A 20336-nucleotide genomic window follows, 5' to 3' on the forward strand; every position below is an offset into this window, starting at 1 on the left:
ATCCGGACGGCCGCGGGCACGCCGGGGCGGTGCGACGTGGGAGACACCCGGGTCACACCCGCTGGCCTAGAGTGCCCACCGTGAGCGCACCTGCCGAGCCGACGTCCCCGCACGACCCCACGACCCCCGCCGAGGCGGCCTCCGAGGCGGCCGCCCGCCTCGCCGAGCTGACCGGCGTGCCGCGCCACGACGTCGCCGTCGTGCTCGGTTCCGGGTGGCTGCCCGCCGTCGACCTCCTGGGCGAGACGGTCGCCGAGATCGCCACGACGGACCTGCCCGGCTTCAGCGCCGCGGCCGTCGTCGGCCACTCCGGCAAGATCCGCTCCGTGCGCGCCGGCGACAAGTCGATCCTCGTCTTCCTCAGCCGCACCCACTACTACGAGGGCAAGGGCGTGCGCGCCGTGGTCCACGGGGTGCGTACGGCGGCCGCGGCCGGCTGCCGCACCATCGTCCTCACCAACGGCTGCGGCGGGCTGAAGGAGTCGTGGACGCCCGGCACCCCGGTGCTGATCTCCGACCACATCAACCTCACGGGCCGCTCCCCCATCGAGGGCGCCGAGTTCGTCGACCTCACCGACCTCTACTCCTCCCGGCTGCGCGCGCTATGCCGCGAGGTCGAGCCGACGCTCGACGAGGGCGTCTACGTCCAGTTCCCCGGCCCCCACTACGAGACCCCCGCCGAGATCGGGATGGTCCGCGCGATCGGCGGCCAGCTGGTCGGCATGAGCACGACCCTCGAGGCCATCGCCGCCCGCCAGGCCGGCATGGAGGTGCTGGGCCTCTCGCTCGTCACCAACCTCGCCGCCGGCATCAGCGGCGAGCCGCTCGACCACAGCGAGGTGATCGAGGCCGGCCGTGCCGCCGCCACCCGGATGGGCAACCTCCTCGGCGCCGTCGTGCCCCGGTTGTAGGACCCTCCCGTGCCCAAGATCACCGGTGACTCCCTGAGCCAGCACCGCGAGCAGATCCGTCAGCGGGTCTTCGAGGCCTTCGTGGAGCTCATCAGCGAGCGAAGCTTCGACGCCATCACGATGGCGCAGCTCGCGGCGGCCGCCGGGGTCGGGCGCACGACGATCTACCACCACTTCCCCGACAAGGACGCGGTCGTGGTGGCGTTCGCGTCGCACGAGACGAACCGCTACCTCGACGAGCTCGGTTCGGTGCTCGCCGACGCGGCGACGCCGTCCGAGCGCCTCGGCCGCTACCTGCGCCACCACCTCGCGGAGGGCGAGCAGTTCCACCTCGGGCTCGGCCCGCAGGTCTACGGGCTGCTCTCGGACTCGTCGCTGCGCGAGATCCGCGAGCACGTGGTGGCCGTCGAGACTGTCCTGCGCACGATCATCGACGACGGTGTCGCGTCCGGCGACTTCACGGTGACCGACGTCGACGGGGTGCTCCCCCTCATCCACGCCTGCCTCAACCCGCGCCACCTCGAGGCCGAGACCATCGTCGGCTTCGTGATGGCGGGGGTCGGCGCGCGGACCTGACGTCCACGCGCCGCCCGACGCACGGGAACGCCGACGGCCCGCGACGCCGGAGCGTCGCGGGCCGTGCGGTGGTGCGGGTGGAGCAGGAGCGTGACCGGGCGGTCAGCGCACCTGGATGTAGCGCGACGAGTGCGAGGCCAGCAGGTTGGCTGAGCCGCCGTACGCGACGTGGAACACGTAGCGACCCGGCGCGAGGCGCGGGACCGCGAGCACGACCTGGCCGTTGGCCAGCTGCTTGGTCGTGATGGTGGCGACGACGCGGTTGTTGAGGTAGATCTTCGCCGCGACGAGGCCGGTCGGGCGCGGGACCGCGCTGCTGGGGGCGCTCGGGGCGACGAGCACGTAGCCCGGGGCGGCCGAGCTGGGGGCGCGCGTGAACGAGTAATTCATCTTCGAGACGCCCTTGAGCACCGTGAAGGCGCCCGTCGTCGTCGGGGCGGTCGCGAGACCCGTGCCGTTGAGCGTGAAGCGCGGGGTGTAGGAGCCCGCCGCCAGCCCGGCCGGCACGCGGAACGCGGCCTGGCCCCACTGGACGTTGACGGTCTGCGGGGTGCCGGCGCCGGTGAGCGTCACCGTGCGGGTGCCGTCCTCGACGTTCTGCACCTTGACCGCGATCCAGGTGGTGGTGCCGTACCGCTGGCCGGTCGAGCCGATGACGTCGCCGAGGCCCGGGTCCACGACCACGGGCGCCTCGAGGGCGCTCCAGTCGATCTCGACCGGGGTCTCGGTGTCCTGCGTGGTGTTCGAGTGGGTGTGGGCCTGCCACGTGTAGAGCGAGTAGCTCTTCGTCGGGTCGAGCTTCTCGGTCGGTGCGTTGATCGCGGTCCTGAACGCCCCGTCGGTGATGCCGGCGGCCGGCACCCAGTTGACGCCGGCGAAGAGCTCGGTGTTGCCGCGGTCGGAGACGTCGGGCATCTCGCCCGCCTCGGCGAGGCCGACGTAGACCCCGTTGTCACCGGGGTTGGTCGCGCCGCGGAACGACGTGCCCGACACGCTGAGGTCGAGACCGTCGGCGTACGACGCACCGGTCACCTGGTAGGTGACCGCCGGCGTCGCGGCCGGGGTCGCCTGCGCGGTGAGGGGGGCGGGCGTCTTGTTGGGCTGGTTCTCCGCGGACGCGTAGAAGTGCGCCCGCACGCCGGACTCGAGCTGGCCGAGGAAGGCGGGCGAGAACGAGCGGCCGCCGACCGGCTGGCCGGCGCGGGTGATGCCGAGCGCCGTGGCCTGCTCGCTGCCGGCCTCCAGCACGCCGTCCCAGCGGGGCGTGGCGGTGAGCGACGCGAGCGCGCCCTCCGTGGTCCACGCGCCGTCGGCGACGTCGAAGGTCGTGACCTCGACGGCGGCGGCCGGACGTGGCGTCGCGGGCCCTCCGAACGCGGGCGAGACGAAGGACGACACGGTGGCCGAGACGGTGCCGTCGCCGGCGGCGTCGACGGAGACCACCGGGTCGCTGAGCGTGACGCTGTAGAACGTGTTCCCGGCGTTGACGAACGCGCCCGTGACGGAACCCTCGTAGGCGACGCTCGAGACGCCCGTGCCGGCGTCGTACGTGCCGACCCCGTTCGGGAACGTGATGACGCCGGCGGCGTCCTCGGTCGCCCCGTCGGCGAGCGTGTGGGTCGAGAGGTGGCTGTCGAACTGCTCCGAGATCTCCCAGGCGAGGGCGGGAGCGGCGGTGGGCTCGTCGGCCGCGGTCGCGGGCGACGACGTCAGCGCCAGCGGCGTGCTGACGAGCGCCGCGGCGGCGACGACCGCGGTGGCACGGGCGCCGCGACGGGCGCCCGCTCGGGTGAGGGTGGACATGGGGTGGTTCCTTTCTCGGGGGTCGGACGCGGACGCGTCAGACCGGGACTGATCCGCCCGACCGGCGGGGTGACGGGTGACGGGGGGCCGTGGGTACGGCGAGGAGCGCGGCGGCGGCGAGCAGCAGGCCGCCGCCGACCCACCACAGGACGCTCGTGGAGGAGACCGGCCCGGCGGACGCGTCGTCGCCGAGCAGCGCGGAGACGGAGCGCAGGTCGTGCGCGAACGGCAGCGTGCCGTCGGCCGCGAGGACGGCCGCGCCCGTGGGGGCCACGGCCGGTGGCGCGACCGCCACGGGCCCGCGGGCGGTGCGTGGTCCGCTCCCCCCGCCGGTCGCGGCGCCGCCCGTGGAGCGGGTCGGCGGGGCGAGGGCGGTGTTCTGCGGGCCCGGCGTCGCGACCTGGGTCGGCGGGGGCGTCGGTGTGGGCGCGGTGACCGGCCGGGAGGCGTCGTACGAGACCGAGAGCGGCTTGGCGACCTTGTAGGGGTCGGTGCTGCCGCCCGAGGAGTACCAGTACGAGCCGGTCCCGAGGGTCTCCATGACGTCCACGAGGTCCTGCGGGAAGGCGCCGGCGACCGCGGCGTCGGAGAGGTCCTGGGGCGTGCCGGACGTGGTGACGCGCACCCCGCGGTACGCCGGGATGGCGGTGAACCCGTCGACGGCGGCGAGGTCGACCGACGGCAGGTCGGCCAGCGTGGCCCGCCGGGGCGCGACCGGGACGGCGCTGCCCGGGTCGTCGATCGACGACGCGTAGCCGCCGACCGAGGCCGTCAGCGTGCCCCTCCCGTCGGTGACGGTGAGCACGGGGTCGATGACGTGGAACAACGACATGCCGGAGTAGTAGAGGACCGTGAACTCGCCCTCCCACCGGATCGTGGCGGTGCCCGCCTCGCGGTCGACCTCTCCGACACCGCCGGAGAGCACGAGCTGGTGGTTGCTGAACACGCCCGCGGTCGGCGAGCGCAGGGTGGCGCCGGAGCTGTCCGTGCGGAGACCGGCCCAGGTCGCGGGCTGCCAGCTCGAGCCGTTCCACTTCTCGACCGCGACGTCGCCGGCGCTCTGCCGCCACGCCGACTGGCTGAGCTGCCGGCCGCCGCCGGGGTGGTCGACGCTGCCGGCGGAGAAGAAGTTGTAGGTGCCCGGCGCGTGCGCCGCGTTGCCGGACTCGTCGTTGATGCCCCAGCGCAGCACGGCGTCCTCGATCGCCACGGGCCCGTCGGTCGGCTCAGCGGTCGGCTCAGCGGTCGGCTCAGCGGTCGGCTCAGCGGTCGGTCCCGTGGTGGGCGCGGTCGTGGGCGCGGTGGTCGGGGCCGTCGTCGGAGCGGTCGTGGGTGCGCCGGTCGGGGTCGTCGTCGCCGGGGTCGACGGGGTCGACGTCGTCGTCGGGGGCGCCGACGTGGTGCCCGTGGTCGCGCCGCTCGTGGCTGTCTCCCCCGCCTCGGCCGCGTGGGCCGCGCCGGGGCTCGGTACGCCGAGCAGCGTCATCGCGGCGACGAGGCACAGCACGGCCACCCCGGCGACGGCGAGCACGGCGGCGCGCAGGCGGGCATCCACGGGGCGCGGGGAGGGGTGCACGGGCGGGGTCATCGGGTCGCCTTCCGTCGGACGAGCAGCAGCCGGCCGGCCGCGGCCGCCAGCACGAGGGCCGCCACGACGACGAACCCCAGGGCGAGCCAGTCGAGGCCGCCGTCGTCCTCCGGCGCGCTCACCGCGACCTCCTCGGTCGCGGGCGCGGTGTCGGCGGCCTGCACGGCGAAGCTGACGGCGAGCGGCTCCGCGGTGCCGAAGACCCGCAGCTCGTGGGTGCCGGCCTCGGTCTCCGCCGGCAGGGTGACGACGCCGGCCATGCTGCCGTCGGCGGCGACCTGGAACGGTCCGGCCCCGGCGGCGCCGTCGTCGAAGGTGACGCTCAGCTGCTGGCCGGGCGTGAGCCCGGTGGCGCGGAACGGGAGCACCCGACCGGCGACCGCGGCCGAGCGGTCGACCTCGAGGGCGGGCGGTCCGGCCGGCGCGGCGGGGGCCGCCGTCGTCGGGGCCGCGCCGGGCTCCGCAGCCGCAGCGCCGGGCGCGGTGGTGGTGGTCGCGCCCGGGGGCGCCGCGCTCCCGCCGCCTGCGGGCTCCTCGTCGTACAGGCTGCCGACCTCGATCGGCGTGAAGGTCTCGTTGCTGCTGTTCGTGACGCCGTGGGCGCCGACGGTGATGATCCCGCAGGTGACCTCGCGGCAGTCGATCGTGCGCTCGTTGCTCGAGCGGTCGTAGGCGGTGAAGGTCGCGCCGGGCACGACGACCGTGGTCGACCACGCGCCGCTCGCGCTCATCGTGCCGCCGTTGGCCGAGGCGGCCGTGTCGGAGCCGGGGAAGGCCACGTACTTCTGGAAGCCCTGGTTGTCGGCGCTCTCGGAGTCGGGCACGTAGAAGTAGTCGACGCCCGTGCGCCCGCCGCGGCTCGGCTGCCAGCCGGGGTCGACGGTGCCGAAGAAGACGTAGACCCCGCCGTGGCCGCCCTGGACGGACTGGAAGCCGCTGCCGCTCACGGTGAGCGTGGTGGCGTAGGTGGCGTCGACGACCGCGTCGCCGTCGGGGTTCGCGACGCTCACGCGGGAGGCCGCCTGCGCCGGCGCGGCGGCGAGCAGCGGCACCAGCGTGGCCGCCACCAGGGCCACCAGGAGGCCGAGGACCGGGGCGCGGCGGGAGTGGTCGGTGGACGGGGAGAGCGCGCTCAGACGGGGCACGAGTCCTCCTTCGGGAGCGGGGACGAGGGGGCGGGCGGGGCGGACGCGGGGCCGCGCACCGGTACGACGAGGAGGTGGCCGGCGTGCTCGACGACGTCGACGGGGTGGTGGTAGACCTCGCTGAGCAGCGCGGGCGTCAGCACCTCGCGGGGGGTGCCCGTGGCCCGTACGGCGCCGTGGGCCAGCACGCAGACCCGGTCGGCGTACGCCGCGGCCAGGGAGAGGTCGTGGAGCACGACGACCACGGCCGAGCCCTCGCGGGCCTCCTGCACGGCGACCCGCAGCAGGGCCTCCTGGTGCTGGAGGTCGAGGGCGGCGGTGGGCTCGTCGAGCAGGAGCAGGCGGGTGCCCTGGGCGAGCACGCGCGCGAACGACACGCGGGCCTGCTCCCCGCCCGACAGGGTCGGGTAGAGACGCTCGGCGAGGTGGGCGACGTCGGCGCGGGCCTCGGCCTCGGCGATCATCCGGAGGTCGTCCTCGGCCTCGGGGGCGCGGTGCCACGGAGCACGGCCCATCTCCACCACCTCGCGGGCCCGGAACCCGAACGCGAGCCGCTGCTGCTGGAGCAGGACGGCGCGCCGGCGGGCCAGGTCGCGGGCGCGGTACGACGCGACCGGCACCCCGTCGAGCTCGACGGAGCCGGACGTCGGCTCGAGGTCACCGGTGAGCGCACCGAGGAGCGTGGACTTGCCGGCGCCGTTGGGCCCGACGAGCACGACGACCTCTCCCGGGAGGACCGTGAGGTCGACCCCGCCCAGGATCGTGGTGCCGTCGACGGTGACCGTGACGCCGCGGGCGACGAGGCCCCGGTCGGTCGTGCGGGAGGTGGCGCTCATGCCCAGCCCCCCGCCGTACGGCGCGTGCGGCGCAGCAGCCAGAAGAAGAAGGGCCCACCGACCAGCGAGGTGAGCATGCCGATGGGCAGGTCGGCGTAGGCGATCGCCGTGCGGGCCCAGAGGTCCGCGACGACCAGGAGGGTCGCGCCGCCGAGCGCGCTGGCGGGCACGAGCATGCGGTGGCCGGGGCCGGCGACCATGCGGATGAGGTGGGGCACGACGAGCCCGACGAAGGCGATGACGCCGCAGAAGGCGACCCCCGCTGCGGTGAGCACGGCGACCACGACGATCGCGACGAGCCGCAGCCGCTCGACGTCGACACCCACGTGGCGCGCGGCGCGGTCGCCGAGGGCGAGCAGGTCGAGCTGGCGGGCGAGCAGCAGCGAGGCGACGAGGCCGACCACGACGAGCGGCACGACGACCTGCACCTCCGGCCAGCGCGAGCCGTTCATGCTGCCGAGCGTCCAGAAGACGATCTCCTCCCGGGCGGCGGTGTTGCCGAGGAACAGCAGGAACGCGAGGCCGGCGCTGGCGACGGCGTTGACGGCGATGCCCGTGAGCACGAGCGTCACCACCTCGGTGCGCCCGTTGTCGCGGGCCATCACGTAGACGAGCAGCGTGGTCGCGAGCCCGCCGAGGAACGCGCAGACCGCGATGGTCCAGGTGCCGGCGAAGTCGAGGGAGAACACGATGACGACGGCGGCGGCCACCGCGGCGCCCGACGAGACGCCGACGACCCCGGGCTCGGCCAGCGGGTTGCCGAACACGCCCTGCATCAGCGCGCCGGCGCTCGCCAGCGCGGCGCCGACGAGCGCCGCCATCACGACGCGCGGGAAGCGCACGTTCCAGAGGTTGTTCTCCGCCTGCGGGTGGGTCGGCAGGGGCCCGAGGTCGAGGCCCGCGCGGTGCAGGACGGAGCCGACGACCTCGCTGACGGGGATGTGGAACTGGCCCGTGGCCGCGGCGAGCAGGCAGGCGACGACGAGCGCCGCCCCGAGCCCGCCCAGCAGCCCGACGCGGGCGGCGAGGGCCGACGTACGTCGCTGGAGACCGGCGCCCGGGCCCGACGACGGGGTCGCGGCCCTCGCGGGCGACGGCGTGACGGGAGCGGTCGTCACGCCACCGACTCCGGCGCGTAGATGGCGACCGCGAGGGCGTTGAGCACCTGCGCGGTGAGGGGGCCGTAGCCGAGGATCTGGGCGTCGGCCATGTCGACGATGCGCTGGTTCTCGCCGGCCGGGGTCGCCGCGAGCGCGGGCAGCCGCTCGAGCAGGCCGTCGACGCCGCCGGCGGACTCGAGCCCGTCGGTCATCATCAGCAGCAGCTCGGGCTGGGCGGCGATGATGCCCTCGTCGGTGACCGGCTTCATGCCGGCCCAGCCGATCTCGCCGGCGACGTCGTAGCCGCCGACCGCGTCGATGAGCGCGTCCGCGCCGGAGCCCTCGCCGAACATGTAGTAGATGCCGGAGGTGCCGCGCACGTAGAGGAAGACCGTGCGCAGGCGGCGGCTCTCCTCGGCGGGCGCCACCTCGGCGATCGAGTCGCGGACCTCGGCGACCTCCGCCTCGACGCGGGTGGCGAGCTGCTCCCCCGCCTCGGGCACGCCGAGCGCCGTCGCGACCTCCATCGTCAGCGAGGAGAGGTTGTCGAGCCCGCGGTGGCCGTCGACGACGACGACCGGGATGCCGGAGTCGCGCATCTGCAGGATGACGTCCCACGGCCCGAGCGAGGTGTCGGTGAGGATCAGCGTGGGGTCGAGGCCGAGGATCGCCTCGGCGTTGAGGTCGTGGCCGTTCTGGGTCACGAGCGGCAGGTCGGAGGCCTCGTCGAACTGGGTGCTGACGTCGCGACCGATGAGCACGTCGCCCATCCCCAGCTCGAAGACCGTGCGCGAGAGCGTGCCGTAGACGTCGAGCGCGAGCACGCGGCTCGTGTCGGTGACCGTCACCTCGGTGCCCTGCACGTCCGTGAGCGTGACCGGCAGCTCGGGGGTCGGGTCGGCGACGGGCTCGACGTCGGTCTGCTCGATGACGGCCGAGACGTCACCCTGCCAGTCACGCACGTCGTCCAGCGGCGTGGCGTCCGCCAGCGCCGGGGCGGCGGGACCGTCGGCCGCGGAGTCGCCGTGGCTCTCGGCGCCGACGCCCTCGAGCCCGCAGGCGGAGAGCAGCAGGGCCAGGACGACTCCGGCGACCGGTACGACGACCGCGGTCGGGGCGGAGCGGGACGACCGCCGTCCACGGGGCAGCACGGTGGTCGACGCACGGGTCGACACGGGGGAACGCATGCAGGGCTCTCGTCTCGATGAGGAAGCGGGGACACGGCGTCGGTGGTCGATCTCCGAGTCGACGGCCGACTTAGGTTAGCCTAAGGCAAGTTTGGCAAGCCTTACCTCTGGTCCCGCATCTTGACAGAGTGTCGACATGTTGTCGACACTCTGTCGAGAAAATCATTCCGGGTGTCCGCGACGACGCGGTGCCGCCCTCCGCACCCAGCCGCCGGGAGCCCCCATGACCGTCCTCGCCCAGCCCCACCTCGACGCCCCGCTGTCCACGGCCATGCGCGAGGGCTCGCAGGCGGAGCACACCGCCGCCGAGGGGTCGTCCTTCATGGCCGAGCTGCTCGGCGGGCGGGTGAACGAGGCGGGCTACACGGCCTACCTCCTGCGCCTGCGCCAGGTGTACGCCGCCCTCGAGGCCACCGCCCGCGCCACGGCGTCCGACCCCGCGGTCGCCGCCGTGTTCGACCCGGGCCTCGAGCGGCTGGCCGCGATCGACGCCGACCTCGACCACTGGGCGCCCGCCGGACCCCGCACGGTCGACAGCCCGGCCGCCTCGGCGTACGCGGAGCGCGTGACGAACGCCACGACGTGGGCGCCGCTCTTCGTGGCCCACCACTACACCCGCTACCTGGGCGACCTCTCCGGCGGCCAGGCGATCGGCCGCATCCTCGACCGGACCTTCGAGCTCGGCGGCGCGGGCGTGGCCTTCTACGCGTTCCCGGCGATCCCGAAGCCGAAGCCCTACAAGGACGCCTACCGCGCCCGCCTCGACGGTCTCAACCTCGACGCCGACGAGAAGCAGCGCGTCGTCGCCGAGGTGAAGGCCGCGTTCGGCCTCAACCAGGCCCTCTTCGCCGAGCTCAGCGTCGACCTGGACCGCTACCGCCGCTGAGCCCCACCGCGCGCCGCGCCGGGTCACCCGGCCCCCTGGGGGCCGGCGGTCTAGCCTGACCGCTGTGCGCGTACTCGTCACCGGCGCTGCCGGCTCCCTCGGGCGCGTCGTCGTCCCCGGCCTCACCGCGGCCGGGCACGACGTCGTCGGCCTCGACCGCTCCCCCGCTCCCGCCGGGGAGGACCTCCCCTGGCACACCGTCGACTGCGCGGACCCCGACGCCGTCGCCGCCGTCTTCGCCCTCCAGGCCGACGCGGGAGCGCCCCTGGCCGCGGTCGTCCACCTCGCGGGCAACCCCGGGGAGGGCAGCCTGGCCGAGTCGCTGACCTCCCACACGGTCACGACGGCCGCGCTGCTCGACGCGATGGTGGCCCACCACGTCGACCGGATCGTCTACGCGTCGTCGAACCACGCCGTCGGCGGCACGCCCCGCTCGGCGGCCGGGCCCGAGGGCGTCGTGGGCGTCGGCACGGCCCCCCGCCCCGACACGTTCTACGGCGCCGCGAAGGTCGCCGCCGAGGCGGTGCTCAGCCTCTACGCCGACCGCTACGGCATCGACGCGGTGGCCTGCCGGATCGGCTCCTTCCTCGAGCAGCCGACCACGGTCCGCCACCTGGCCACGTGGCTCTCGCCCGCCGACTGCGTGCGGATGGTCGAGGCCTCCCTCACCGCGACCGCGCCCGGGTACGCCGTGCTCTACGGCATCTCCGCGAACACGCGGGCGTGGTGGGACCTGGAGGCCGGGCGCGCGCTCGGCTACCACCCCGCCGACGACTCCGAGGCGTGGGCCGACCAGATCGCCGACCGCGCCGAGGACGAGGTCGAGGCAGCGCGCGTCGGCGGCCCGTTCGCGACCGAGGAGTTCTGGCGCCCGGCGTTCTGACCGGCCTGCGGCCGACGGCCGGTAGCGGGCCTTGACTTCGAGTGCGCTCGAAGGCGGACACTGGCCCGATGTCGTCGTACTCGATCGCTGAGGCCGCCCGGATCTCCGGCCTCACCACCCACACGCTGCGCTACTACGAGCGCGACGGGCTGATGCTGCGTCCCGTCGAGCGGGGAGCGACGGGCCACCGGCGCTACAGCGACACCGACCTCACGTGGATCGACCTCGTGACGCGGCTGCGCTCCACCGGCATGCCGATCCGGGAGGTACGGCGCTACGCCGACCTCGTGCGCAGCGGCGCCGGCAACGAGGCCGAGCGGCTCGACCTGCTCCGCGGCCACCGCAGCGCGGTGCTGGCGCAGCTGGCCGAGGTCACCGACCACCTCGGCGCGATCGACCGGAAGATCGGGATCTACGTCGACCGGCTGGAGGCCCAGGGCATCGGCCCCTTGACTTCGAGCGCGCTCGAAGGCGTTGACTCGTCGTCATGACCACGCACCCCACCTCCCCCGACCACGGCACCGTGCCGACCCGCACCCTCGGGAGCGGCGACGCCGCCCTGACCGTCTCCGCCCTCGGCCTCGGCTGCATGGGCATGTCGGAGTTCTACGGCACCGGCGACGAGTCCGAGGCCACGCGCACCATCCACCGCGCCCTCGACCTCGGCGGCACGTTCCTCGACACCGCCGACATGTACGGCCCGTTCACCAACGAGCGCCTCGTGGGCGCGGCGATCGCCTCGAGCAGCCAGGGCCGCGACGGCGTCCAGCTGGCCACGAAGTTCGGCAACGAGCGGCTGCCCGACGGCACCCGGGTGGGCGTCAACGGCCACCCCGACTACGTGCGGCGCGCGTGCGACGCCTCGCTGGAGCGCCTCGGCGTCGACGTCATCGACCTCTACTACCAGCACCGCGTCGACAAGGACGTCCCGATCGAGGAGACGGTCGGCGCGATGAAGGAGCTCGTCGAGGCGGGCAAGGTCCGCTTCCTCGGCCTCTCGGAGGCCAGCGCCGCGACGATCCGCCGCGCCCACGCCGTCCACCCGATCACGGCCCTGCAGACCGAGTACTCGCTCTTCACGCGCGACATCGAGGACGAGATCGTGCCGACGCTGCGCGAGCTCGGCATCGGGCTGGTGCCCTACTCGCCGCTGGGGCGTGGGCTCCTCACCGGCGCCATCACGTCGGCCGACACGCTGGCTGCCGACGACTCGCGGCGCTCGGCGTACTTCCCGCGGTTCCACGGCGAGGCGCTCGACACCAACCTGGCCCTGGTGGCGAAGGTGCGCGAGCTGGCCGCCCCCCGCGGGGCCACCCCGGGGCAGCTCGCCCTCGCCTGGGTGCTCGCCCAGCAGACCGACGACCTCGGCGTCGCGCCCATCCCGGGCACCAAGCGCGTCGCCTACCTCGAGGAGAACCTCGGGTCGCTGGCCGTGACCCTCGACGCCGACGACCTGGCCGCGCTCGAGACCGCGGTGCCCCGCGACGCGGTGGTCGGCGAGCGGTACGGCGACATGTCCACGATCGACGCCTGACCGGCGGTCCGGCCGGGCCTCAGCGCGGCAGGACCGCCGGGCGCCGCATCCACGTGGTGACGAGCGGCCGGTAGCCCATCGACGACCAGAACGGCACGGACCACGCGCTCACCCCGGCGTGGTGCAGCAGGAGGGCCGCCCAGCCCGCCTCGCGGGCGGCGGCGGCCGCCGTCGCCGCGAGCACCCTGCCGAGCCCGGCCGAGCGCAGCCGCGGGTCGACGAAGGCGCTGACGAGGTAGCCGACCGGGCTCAGCCAGGTCGCGTCGGAGACCCAGGCGGCCGCCTCGGGCGGGTTCACCTGGCAGAGCCCGACGGGTGCGCCGTCGAGCTCGGCGATCCACGTCCAGCCCTCGTCGCGGCCGATGGCCTCGGCGAGCTCGGGCTCGAGCTGGGTGCGGGCGTCGGGCCGGGGCGGGACGTACCCGAAGCCCGTCTCCCAGCGGTGGAGGGCCAGCGTGCGGTCGAGCAGCCACGGCAGGTCGTCCAGGGTCGCGGTCCGCACGCGGACGCCCTCGGGCGGCCGGGTCCAGGCCTCGGGGTCGGCCCGCTCGAGGCTGCGGATCGCCAGCACCGACGCGGGGCCGAAGTGGCGTCGTACGAGCCCGGCCACCAGGGCCTGGTCGCGACTGGCGAGCGACACGGTGGCGGAGGTCTCGGGGTCGGTCGCGAGCGGGTCCCGGGCGACGAGGTCGAGCCACTGGTCGAGCACGCTGCCCCAGCCGGCCTGGAGGTTGCCGCCGTCGGCCGCCCCAGCCCGCACCGCCAACGTGTGCGTCCGACGGCTCACCCAGAGGGCGTCGCTCTCCCGCACCGTCGCGAGCCCCACCACGTCGGCGTCCCGCCCGGCCAGCGCCGCCGCGGCCGGGGTGAGCACGGCACCCGCGAGGCTCCCGTCGTCCCCGCCCGGCGCACTCACCCGCACGAGCCCGTCGACCTGCTGCAGGCGGCGGACGTGCCGGTCGTGGGCGGCCACCAGCTCGGCGCGGTCGTCGGGGTCGGGCACGGCGTCGTCGAGAACAGTTCTCACCCGACCGATCCTGCCACCGCGTGCGGATCAGTCGAGCAGACGCTCGAGGTCAGGACGGTCGAGGCGCCGCGCCACCCGGGCGACGGCGCCCGCCGCGATCCGTCGCACGGACGGGTCCGCGTCGTCCAGGAGCCCCACCACGACGTCGACGTGCTCCGTGTCGCCGACGACACCGAGGCACCGCACGGCCTGGCCCCGCACGCGCGGCAGCGGGTGCCCGACCAGGAGGGTCGCCGGACCGGCCGCTCCGGACAGCTCGTGCCGCACCGCGACCCTCAGGCACGCCTCCGCCGGGCGCCAGTCCGGGTCGCCGAGCCCACGGACCACGGCGGCGGCCACCTCCTCGTCGGGGACGGGCCGGACCGTCCAGGCGTGGAGGATCCCGCGGGCACCCCAGGCACGCGGCCAGAGGTCGGCCCAGGTGGAGCGGCTCAGGAGGGCGCCGTCCGCCCGCGGGTCGGGCGGGAACGCGAACCGGTGAGGTGGGGCAGGACGTCGAGGTGCTCCTCGCGGGGCGCACCGTCGAGCAGCGCGACGCACCGCCGCAGCACCTCTGCCTCGCCGACCTCGTCGACGAGGCCGGCGACGAGGGCCCGCAGCGGCACCGTGAGGTCGTGCGGGGGGACGAGGGGCGGCACGGCACCATCCTCATCCCCCACCGGCCCACCGGCTACCGTGCGCTCATGACTCTCCGGTCCACCGACGACGCCTCCCGCTCCGCCCTGCTCGACGACGCACGCGCCTGGATCGCGGAGGACCCCGACGCCGAGACGCGGGCGGAGCTGGAGGCCGTCCTGGACGCCGCCGAGCGTGGCGCCGACGACGCCCTCGCCGACCTGGCCGACCGCTTCTCCGGGCCGCTCGAGTTCGGTACGGCGGGCCTGCGCGGCGCGCTGGGCGCGGGCCCCCACCGGATGAACCGCGTCGTCGTGCTCCGGGCCGCGGCCGGGCTCGTCGCCCACCTGAAGGCGAACGGCGCGGGCCCCGAGGACTCGGTCGTGATCGGGTACGACGCCCGCCGCAACTCCGACGTCTTCGCCCGTGACACGGCCGAGGTGGTCACCGGCGCCGGTCTGCGCGCACACGTGCTGCCGCGGCCCCTGCCGACGCCGATCCTGGCCTACGCCATCCGGGAGCTCGGCAGCGTGGCCGGCGTGATGGTGACGGCGAGCCATAACCCGCCCGCCGACAACGGCTACAAGGTCTACCTCGGCGACGGCTGCCAGATCGTGCCGCCGGCGGACGCCGAGATCGCTGCGCGGATCGCGGCCGTGGGAGCGCTGGCCGACGTGCCCCGGGGCCCCGCCGGCAGGGTGCTCGACGACTCGCTGGTCGACCGCTACCTCGACACGGTCGCGGAGCTGGCCGTCGACGGCCCGCGCGACCTCGTCACCGTCTACACCCCGCTGCACGGCGTCGGCGCCGTGCCCGTCGTCCAGGTGCTCGAGACCGCCGGGTTCGACACCCCCCACGTGGTGGAGGCCCAGGAGGAGCCCGACGGCGCGTTCCCGACCGTCGCGTTCCCGAACCCCGAGGAGCCCGGCGCCCTCGACCTCGCGCTCGAGCTCGCCGTCCGGGTCGGTGCCGACCTCGTCATCGCGAACGACCCCGACGCCGACCGCTGCGCCGCCGCGGTGCCCGTGCCGGGCGGCGCCGAGGCCGGGTGGCGCATGCTCCGCGGCGACGAGGTCGGGGCGCTGCTCGCCACCCACCTCCTCGCGCGCGGCGCCACCGGCACCTACGCCTGCTCGATCGTGTCGTCGTCCCTGCTCGGCAAGCTCGCCGCCGCCGGCGGCCAGCCGTACGTCGAGACCCTCACCGGCTTCAAGTGGATCGGACGCCTCGAGGGTCTCGCGTTCGGCTACGAGGAGGCGCTCGGCTACTGCGTCGACCCGTCGTCGGTGAGCGACAAGGACGGCGTCTCGGCCGCCCTGCTGCTCTGCGAGCTCGCCGCGTCGCTGAAGGCGGAGGGCCGCACCCTGCTCGACGCCCTCGACGACATCGCGCGCACCCACGGCCTGCACGCCACCGACCAGCTGTCGGTGCGCGTCACCGACCTCGACGTCATCGCCACGGCGATGCAGCGGCTGCGCACGACGCCCCCGACGGAGCTCGGCGGCCTCGTGGTGCTGGAGGCCGAGGACCTCGCGCTCGGCTCCGCGGCCCTGCCGCCCACCGACGGCCTGCGCTACCGGCTGGAGGACGGCGCCCGCGTCATCGTGCGTCCGAGCGGCACCGAGCCCAAGATCAAGTGCTACCTCGAGGTCGTCGTACCGGTCGAGGAGACCCCCGACGGCGAGGCGGCCCGTGACGCGGTCGACGCCGCGCGCATCGTCGCCGCGACGCGGCTCGACGCCCTGCAGCAGGGCGTCAAGGCGGCGGCGGGGCTCTGAGCGACGGCCTCCCCGGCGGGGCCCTCCGGCGGTCGGCGGCAGGTCCTCCGGGTCCTATGCTTGCGGGCGTGACCGACGCGACGCAACCGACCCCGCCCACCGCCGAGCAGATCGCGGGGATCATCGACCACACCCTCCTCAAGCCCGAGGCCACGCGGGCCGACGTCGCCGCGCTCGTCGCGGAGGCCGTCGAGCTCGGCACCTTCTCGGTGTGCGTCTCGCCGTCGATGCTGCCGCTCGACCTCCCGGCCGGCAGCGACCTCAAGGTCGCGGTCGTCTGCGGCTTCCCCAGCGGCAAGCACACCTCGGCGGTCAAGGCCGCCGAGGCCGCGGAGTCCGTCGCGGCGGGTGCCGACGAGATCGACATGGTCATCGACGTGGGTGCGGCGCTCGAGGGGCGCATCGACGACGTCCGGGCCGACATCGCCGCCGTCCGGGCCGCCGTGCCCGCCCCCACCGTCCTCAAGGTGATCATCGAGTCGGCCGCCCTCGACGACGACACCATCGTCGCCGTCTGCCGCGCCTCGGCCGACGCCGGCGCCGACTTCGTCAAGACCTCGACCGGGTTCCACCCCGCGGGCGGTGCCTCCGAGCACGCGGTGCGCCTGATGGCCCGGACCGTGGCGCCCGACCTCGGGGTGAAGGCCTCGGGCGGTGTCCGCAGCATCGAGGACGCCCGCACGATGGTCGCCGCCGGCGCCACCCGCCTCGGCGTCTCCGGCAGCCGCGCCCTCCTCGCCGGCGCGTCCGGCGGCGGCGCGGGCTACTGACCGGCCGACCGGCACCCGTGCGCGCGCAGGTCATCGTGCTCGCCGGGCCCTCGGGGTCCGGCAAGTCCCGTCTCGCCGAGCGGCTCGGTCTCCCGGTCCTGCGGCTCGACGACTTCTACCGCGACGGCGACGACCCGGCGCTCCCCCGCGTCACCGAGGGCGCCAACGCCGGCATCGTCGACTGGGACCACCCGGACTCCTGGATCCTCGACGACGCGCTCGAGGCCCTCGAGACGCTGTGCCGCGAGGGCACCGTCGATGTCCCCGTCTACGAGATCGCGGCGAACGGCCGCACCGGCACGCAGCACCTCGACCTCGGCGGGTCGCCGCTGTTCGTCGCCGAGGGCATCTTCGCCGCCGAGATCGTCGACGCCTGCGTCGAGCGGGGGCTGCTCGCGGCGGCGTACTGCCTCACCCAGCCCCCCGCCGTGACCTTCTGGCGCCGCCTCACCCGCGACCTGCGCGAGCACCGCAAGCCGCCGCTCCTGCTGGTCCGCCGCGGTCTGGCGCTGATGCGCGCGCAGCGGGAGGTCGTGGCGCACGCCGTCGCCCACGGCTGCACGCCGGCGACGACCCACGAGGCGTTCGGGCTGCTGCGGGCGCTCGCGGCCGAGGTGGAGTCCCGACCGCGCCACCCGGCGGCCTCGCTCGCCAGCGTGCTGGCCGGCTTCGTGCAGCCGGACGCCACCACGTGCGGCTCGTGCTGCCTGGTGGTCGCCCACCTGCACCACTCCCCGGCGTACGCCGCCGCGGTGCTCGGTGCCGCCGATCCGCAGGCACGGCTGCGCGAGGAGGCGCTCGACGTGCACGACGCGACCAGCCGGCTGCGGCTGGCCGGCGAGACGCAGGTGCCGTGGCCCCGCGCCCTCGGTACGGCGCCCTGGGCCGCCGCCCGCCACCTGCGGCGGGTCTCGGGGCGGCCGGGCACGTCGTACGCCTGGGTGCGTCGTGGCGACGACCTCTGGGAGCAGATCAGCGCCGCGGTCGACGCCGGGCACCCGGTGCCGCTGTACGTCGGCAGCCGGACGATGCCGCGGCACGTCGTGCTCGTCACGGCGGTCGACGACCACCACCTCACGGCCTACCAGCCGGGCCGCGGCGGCCTCGTGCAGGTCACCCGCGGGCAGCTGACGCGCGACGAGCTCGGCGCGCTGGGCTGGCCGGTGGCCTGGGGCGCGGTCCTGCCGACCTCGACGACCGGGACGGCACGCCGACGTGCGGCGTGGCGCCCCGCCCGCCTCAGCGCAGCGCGGCGTACCCCGGCTTGATGACGTCGGTGATGAGCGCGTAGCGCTTGTCGTAGTGAGTGAACGCCGACTTCATCGCGTTCGTGGTGAGCCACTCCAGGCGGTCGAGGCCGAAGTCGAGCTGCGTGTGCAGCTGCCACATCTCCTCGGTCATCGACGTCCGGCTCATCAGCCGGTTGTCGGTGTTGACCGTGACACGGAAGCGGAGGTCGGCCAGCAGCCCGATGGGGTGCTCGGCGATCGAGGGCGCCGCCCCCGTCTGCACGTTCGAGCTGGGGCACATCTCGAGCGGGATGCGCTTGTCGCGCACGTAGCTGGCGAGGCGGCCCAGCGTCACCGAGCCGTCGTCGCCGACCGTGATGTCGTCGATGATCCGGACGCCGTGGCCGAGACGGTCGGCGCCGCACCACTGCAGGGCCTCCCAGATCGACGGCAGCCCGAAGGCCTCGCCGGCGTGGATCGTGAAGTGGGCGTTCTCGCGGCGCAGGTACTCGAACGCGTCGAGGTGGCGGGTGGGAGGGAACCCGGCCTCGGCGCCCGCGATGTCGAAGCCCGTGACCCCGCGGTCACGCCAGGAGACGGCAAGCTCCGCGATCTCCCGCGACATGGCCTGGTGGCGCATGGCGGTGAGCAGCTGCCGCGCGACGATCGGCGTGCCGGCCTCGGCGGCGAGGGCCATGCCCTCCTCGAAGCCCGCCTGGACCGCGGCGACGACCTGGTCGGGCGTGAGGCCCTGCTCGATCATGAGCTCCGGGGCGTAGCGGATCTCGGCGTAGACCACGCCGTCCTCGGCGAGGTCGGTGACGCACTCGCGGGCGATGCGGGTGATCGCGGGGGCGGTCTGCATGACGGCGACCGTGTGGGCGAAGGTCTCGAGGTAGCGCACGAGGGAGCCGGAGTCGGCGGACTCGGCGAACCAGTCGGCGAGGGCCTCGGCGCCGTCCGCGGGCAGCTCGTGACCGATCTCGGCGGAGAGCTCCACGATCGTCTGGGGACGCAGGCCGCCGTCGAGGTGGTCGTGCAGGAGGACCTTGGGCACGCGCCGGATCGTCTCGCGGGTGAGCGGGGCGGCCGGGGTGGTGGACCGGGCGGAGGAAAGAGTGTTCTCGACCATGGCTCATCTTGGCAGTCGACGACGGTCCCGGCCGATTCGGCGGCCCGCCTCACCGGCTGCGGGCCGGCGGCCGCTAGGTTTGACCCCGAGCAACCGACCGGTACACACGCAGGGGGTACGACGATGCGCACGTTCCACACGCTCGACGAGGTGTCCGCAGCCGCGGGCGAGGAGCTCGGCGTCTCCGACTGGGTCGAGATCGACCAGGCCCGCGTGCAGCAGTTCGCGGACGCCACGGGCGACCACCAGTGGATCCACGTCGACCCCGAGCGCGCGGCCACCGGCCCGTTCGGCGGCACGATCGCGCACGGCTACCTGACGCTGTCGCTCGTGCCGATGCTCGGCGCACTGGTCGTCGCGTTCGAGACACCGGGCGCCAAGCTCAACTACGGCGTCAACAAGGTGCGGTTCCCGCAGCCCCTGCTCGTCGGCCGGCGCGTGCGCGCCCACGTCTCGCTCGGCGAGGTCACCGACCTCCCCGCCGGCAAGCAGGTGCTGCTGCGCTACAAGGTCGAGATCGAGGGCGAGACCAAGCCCGCCTGCGTCGCCGAGACCGTCGTGCTGCTCCTCGCCTGACCGCCGCACGCAGCAGGTCGACCCGTACGACGACGAGCCGGCACGGACCCCCGAGGGTCCGTGCCGGCTCGCTGCGTCGTGCGGGGTGAGGACCGGTCAGTCGTCGTCGCCGTCGTCGTCGTGGTCGTCGTGGTCGTCGTCGTGGCGGTCGTCGTCCCGGTCGTCGCGGTCGTCGTCGTCACCACGGGGGGCGACGGCGGCCGGCGGGGCGGGGCGCGGGGTCGGTACGGCGCTGGGCGCGGCCGGGCGGGGCGCCGGGGCGGCGGCCGGGCCGTCGTCGTCGCGGTCGTCCCGATCGTCACGCCCGTCGCGACCGTCGTCGTCACGCCCGTCGTCGTCCAGGGGCCCGGCCGTGGGCGGGGCCGCCGGGGCCGGCGGCGTGGGGGCGCCCGTGGCGGGCGGTGCGGTGGAGGGTGCGGTGGGCGGGGCGGTGGGCGGTGCGGTGGGGCCGGTCGTCGTGTCGTCGCCGGCGTCGTCCGACGCGGAGGCCGAGGACGCGGCGACGGTCGTCGGCCGGTCGGAGCGCGGGTCCCCCACGTCGGGGAGCGCGAGCATCACGGCGCCGGCCATGCCGAGCAGGGCGACGAACCCGGGAAGGATGAGCTTCATCAGCATGGGGAGTTCCTCTCGTGCGACCGGCGAGCGGGCCTCGTGGTCGATGAGGACGACACTGCCGGGCTGCGGTGAGGTGACCGTGAGCGCTGCGTGAGAGGGCTCTCATGGGGCGGGCCGACCAGGTGGGGTGACCGGCGTGCGGCCG

General features: G+C 75.0%; 21 protein-coding genes and 1 pseudogene. 11 read left to right on the top strand and 11 right to left on the bottom strand.

From position 1 onward, the window contains the following. Window positions 1-80: 80 nt before the first annotated feature. Both K329_RS0101640 and K329_RS0101645 read left to right on the top strand, forming a co-directional pair. Window positions 81-911 carry a purine-nucleoside phosphorylase gene (locus tag K329_RS0101640; protein ID WP_028471691.1) on the top strand — a complete coding sequence of 277 codons (831 nt, stop codon included), beginning with the start codon at window positions 81-83 and terminating at the stop codon, window positions 909-911. 9 nt (window positions 912-920) lie between these two features. Continuing rightward, on the top strand, window positions 921-1487 hold the full coding sequence (locus tag K329_RS0101645) for a TetR/AcrR family transcriptional regulator (protein WP_028471692.1): 567 nt from the start codon (window positions 921-923) through the stop codon (window positions 1485-1487). 102 nt (window positions 1488-1589) lie between these two features. Here K329_RS0101645 and K329_RS0101650 read toward each other — a convergent pair whose 3' ends face one another. Both K329_RS0101650 and K329_RS30600 read right to left on the bottom strand, forming a co-directional pair. After that, window positions 1590-3290 carry an HtaA domain-containing protein gene (locus tag K329_RS0101650; RefSeq protein ID WP_028471693.1) on the bottom strand — a complete coding sequence of 567 codons (1701 nt, stop codon included), beginning with the start codon at window positions 3288-3290 and terminating at the stop codon, window positions 1590-1592. A 37-nt stretch (window positions 3291-3327) separates the two neighbouring features. Continuing rightward, entirely contained in the window at window positions 3328-4500 is a 1173-nt protein-coding gene (locus K329_RS30600) for a hypothetical protein (RefSeq protein WP_157571512.1), read from the bottom strand. Here K329_RS30600 and K329_RS32050 point away from each other — a divergent pair. After that, window positions 4466-4573, top strand: a pseudogene (locus K329_RS32050) (hypothetical protein); the annotation flags it as partial. The gene K329_RS30600 and the pseudogene K329_RS32050 overlap by 35 nt on opposite strands. Window positions 4574-4874: 301 nt before the next feature. On the opposite strand, the gene K329_RS31570 reads toward K329_RS32050, so the two are convergent. Genes K329_RS31570 through K329_RS30610 form a run of 4 tightly spaced genes read right to left on the bottom strand, consistent with a single transcriptional unit; the run spans window position 4875 to window position 9146 of the window. Continuing rightward, on the bottom strand, window positions 4875-6023 hold the full coding sequence (locus tag K329_RS31570) for a hypothetical protein (RefSeq protein WP_052336245.1): 1149 nt from the start codon (window positions 6021-6023) through the stop codon (window positions 4875-4877). After that, on the bottom strand, window positions 6011-6859 hold the full coding sequence (locus K329_RS23915; protein ID WP_052336246.1) for a heme ABC transporter ATP-binding protein: 849 nt from the start codon (window positions 6857-6859) through the stop codon (window positions 6011-6013). The genes K329_RS31570 and K329_RS23915 overlap by 13 nt, the downstream gene beginning before the upstream one ends. Further along, entirely contained in the window at window positions 6856-7977 is a 1122-nt protein-coding gene (locus K329_RS0101670) for a FecCD family ABC transporter permease (protein WP_043641857.1), read from the bottom strand. The genes K329_RS23915 and K329_RS0101670 overlap by 4 nt, the downstream gene beginning before the upstream one ends. After that, entirely contained in the window at window positions 7974-9146 is a 1173-nt protein-coding gene (locus K329_RS30610) for a heme/hemin ABC transporter substrate-binding protein (RefSeq protein WP_157571514.1), read from the bottom strand. The genes K329_RS0101670 and K329_RS30610 overlap by 4 nt, the downstream gene beginning before the upstream one ends. 223 nt (window positions 9147-9369) lie before the next feature. Between K329_RS30610 and K329_RS0101680 the strand changes: the two genes are divergently transcribed. The 4 genes from K329_RS0101680 to K329_RS0101695 all read left to right on the top strand — a co-directional run bounded on the left by K329_RS0101680 (window position 9370) and on the right by K329_RS0101695 (window position 12449). Beyond that, window positions 9370-10032 carry a biliverdin-producing heme oxygenase gene (locus K329_RS0101680; protein ID WP_043641860.1) on the top strand — a complete coding sequence of 221 codons (663 nt, stop codon included), beginning with the start codon at window positions 9370-9372 and terminating at the stop codon, window positions 10030-10032. Window positions 10033-10096: 64 nt separating this feature from the next. Beyond that, a complete protein-coding gene (locus K329_RS0101685; protein ID WP_052336247.1) occupies window positions 10097-10915 on the top strand; it encodes an NAD-dependent epimerase/dehydratase family protein in 819 nt (272 codons plus the stop codon). Window positions 10916-10983: 68 nt separating this feature from the next. Beyond that, entirely contained in the window at window positions 10984-11406 is a 423-nt protein-coding gene (locus K329_RS0101690) for a MerR family transcriptional regulator (protein WP_028471699.1), read from the top strand. Next, complete coding sequence (locus K329_RS0101695; protein ID WP_028471700.1) at window positions 11403-12449, top strand: aldo/keto reductase; 1047 nt, start codon at window positions 11403-11405, stop codon at window positions 12447-12449. Before K329_RS0101690 ends, K329_RS0101695 begins: the two co-directional genes overlap by 4 nt. 19 nt (window positions 12450-12468) lie before the next feature. Here K329_RS0101695 and K329_RS23925 read toward each other — a convergent pair whose 3' ends face one another. The 3 genes from K329_RS23925 to K329_RS31180 all read right to left on the bottom strand — a co-directional run bounded on the left by K329_RS23925 (window position 12469) and on the right by K329_RS31180 (window position 14114). Then, entirely contained in the window at window positions 12469-13476 is a 1008-nt protein-coding gene (locus K329_RS23925) for a GNAT family N-acetyltransferase (protein WP_157571515.1), read from the bottom strand. Window positions 13477-13503: 27 nt separating this feature from the next. Continuing rightward, window positions 13504-13815, bottom strand: coding sequence for a HEAT repeat domain-containing protein (locus tag K329_RS31175; protein WP_052336249.1), 312 nt, complete (start codon window positions 13813-13815; stop codon window positions 13504-13506). Window positions 13816-13907: 92 nt separating this feature from the next. Then, window positions 13908-14114 carry a hypothetical protein gene (locus tag K329_RS31180; protein ID WP_169721558.1) on the bottom strand — a complete coding sequence of 69 codons (207 nt, stop codon included), beginning with the start codon at window positions 14112-14114 and terminating at the stop codon, window positions 13908-13910. Window positions 14115-14159: 45 nt separating this feature from the next. Between K329_RS31180 and K329_RS0101710 the strand changes: the two genes are divergently transcribed. From K329_RS0101710 to K329_RS31575, 3 genes are all read left to right on the top strand, one after another. Continuing rightward, on the top strand, window positions 14160-15869 hold the full coding sequence (locus tag K329_RS0101710; protein WP_052336454.1) for a phospho-sugar mutase: 1710 nt from the start codon (window positions 14160-14162) through the stop codon (window positions 15867-15869). A 68-nt stretch (window positions 15870-15937) separates the two neighbouring features. Continuing rightward, on the top strand, window positions 15938-16639 hold the full coding sequence (gene deoC / locus K329_RS0101715; protein ID WP_028471702.1) for a deoxyribose-phosphate aldolase: 702 nt from the start codon (window positions 15938-15940) through the stop codon (window positions 16637-16639). Window positions 16640-16656: 17 nt separating this feature from the next. Then, entirely contained in the window at window positions 16657-17907 is a 1251-nt protein-coding gene (locus K329_RS31575; RefSeq protein ID WP_245596405.1) for a uridine kinase family protein, read from the top strand. Here K329_RS31575 and K329_RS0101725 read toward each other — a convergent pair. Continuing rightward, window positions 17879-18925 carry an adenosine deaminase gene (locus tag K329_RS0101725; RefSeq protein WP_425411462.1) on the bottom strand — a complete coding sequence of 349 codons (1047 nt, stop codon included), beginning with the start codon at window positions 18923-18925 and terminating at the stop codon, window positions 17879-17881. The genes K329_RS31575 and K329_RS0101725 overlap by 29 nt on opposite strands. A gap of 198 nt (window positions 18926-19123) precedes the next feature. Between K329_RS0101725 and K329_RS0101730 the strand changes: the two genes are divergently transcribed. Then, window positions 19124-19576, top strand: coding sequence for a MaoC family dehydratase (locus K329_RS0101730; protein WP_028471704.1), 453 nt, complete (start codon window positions 19124-19126; stop codon window positions 19574-19576). Between the two features lie 96 nt (window positions 19577-19672). Here K329_RS0101730 and K329_RS29230 read toward each other — a convergent pair whose 3' ends face one another. Beyond that, on the bottom strand, window positions 19673-20191 hold the full coding sequence (locus K329_RS29230) for a hypothetical protein (protein ID WP_028471705.1): 519 nt from the start codon (window positions 20189-20191) through the stop codon (window positions 19673-19675). Window positions 20192-20336: the final 145 nt, after the last annotated feature.

Origin of the sequence: Nocardioides alkalitolerans DSM 16699 (assembly GCF_000426525.1) — a bacterium.
In the GTDB taxonomy this organism is placed as follows: Bacteria; Actinomycetota; Actinomycetes; order Propionibacteriales; family Nocardioidaceae; genus Nocardioides; species Nocardioides alkalitolerans.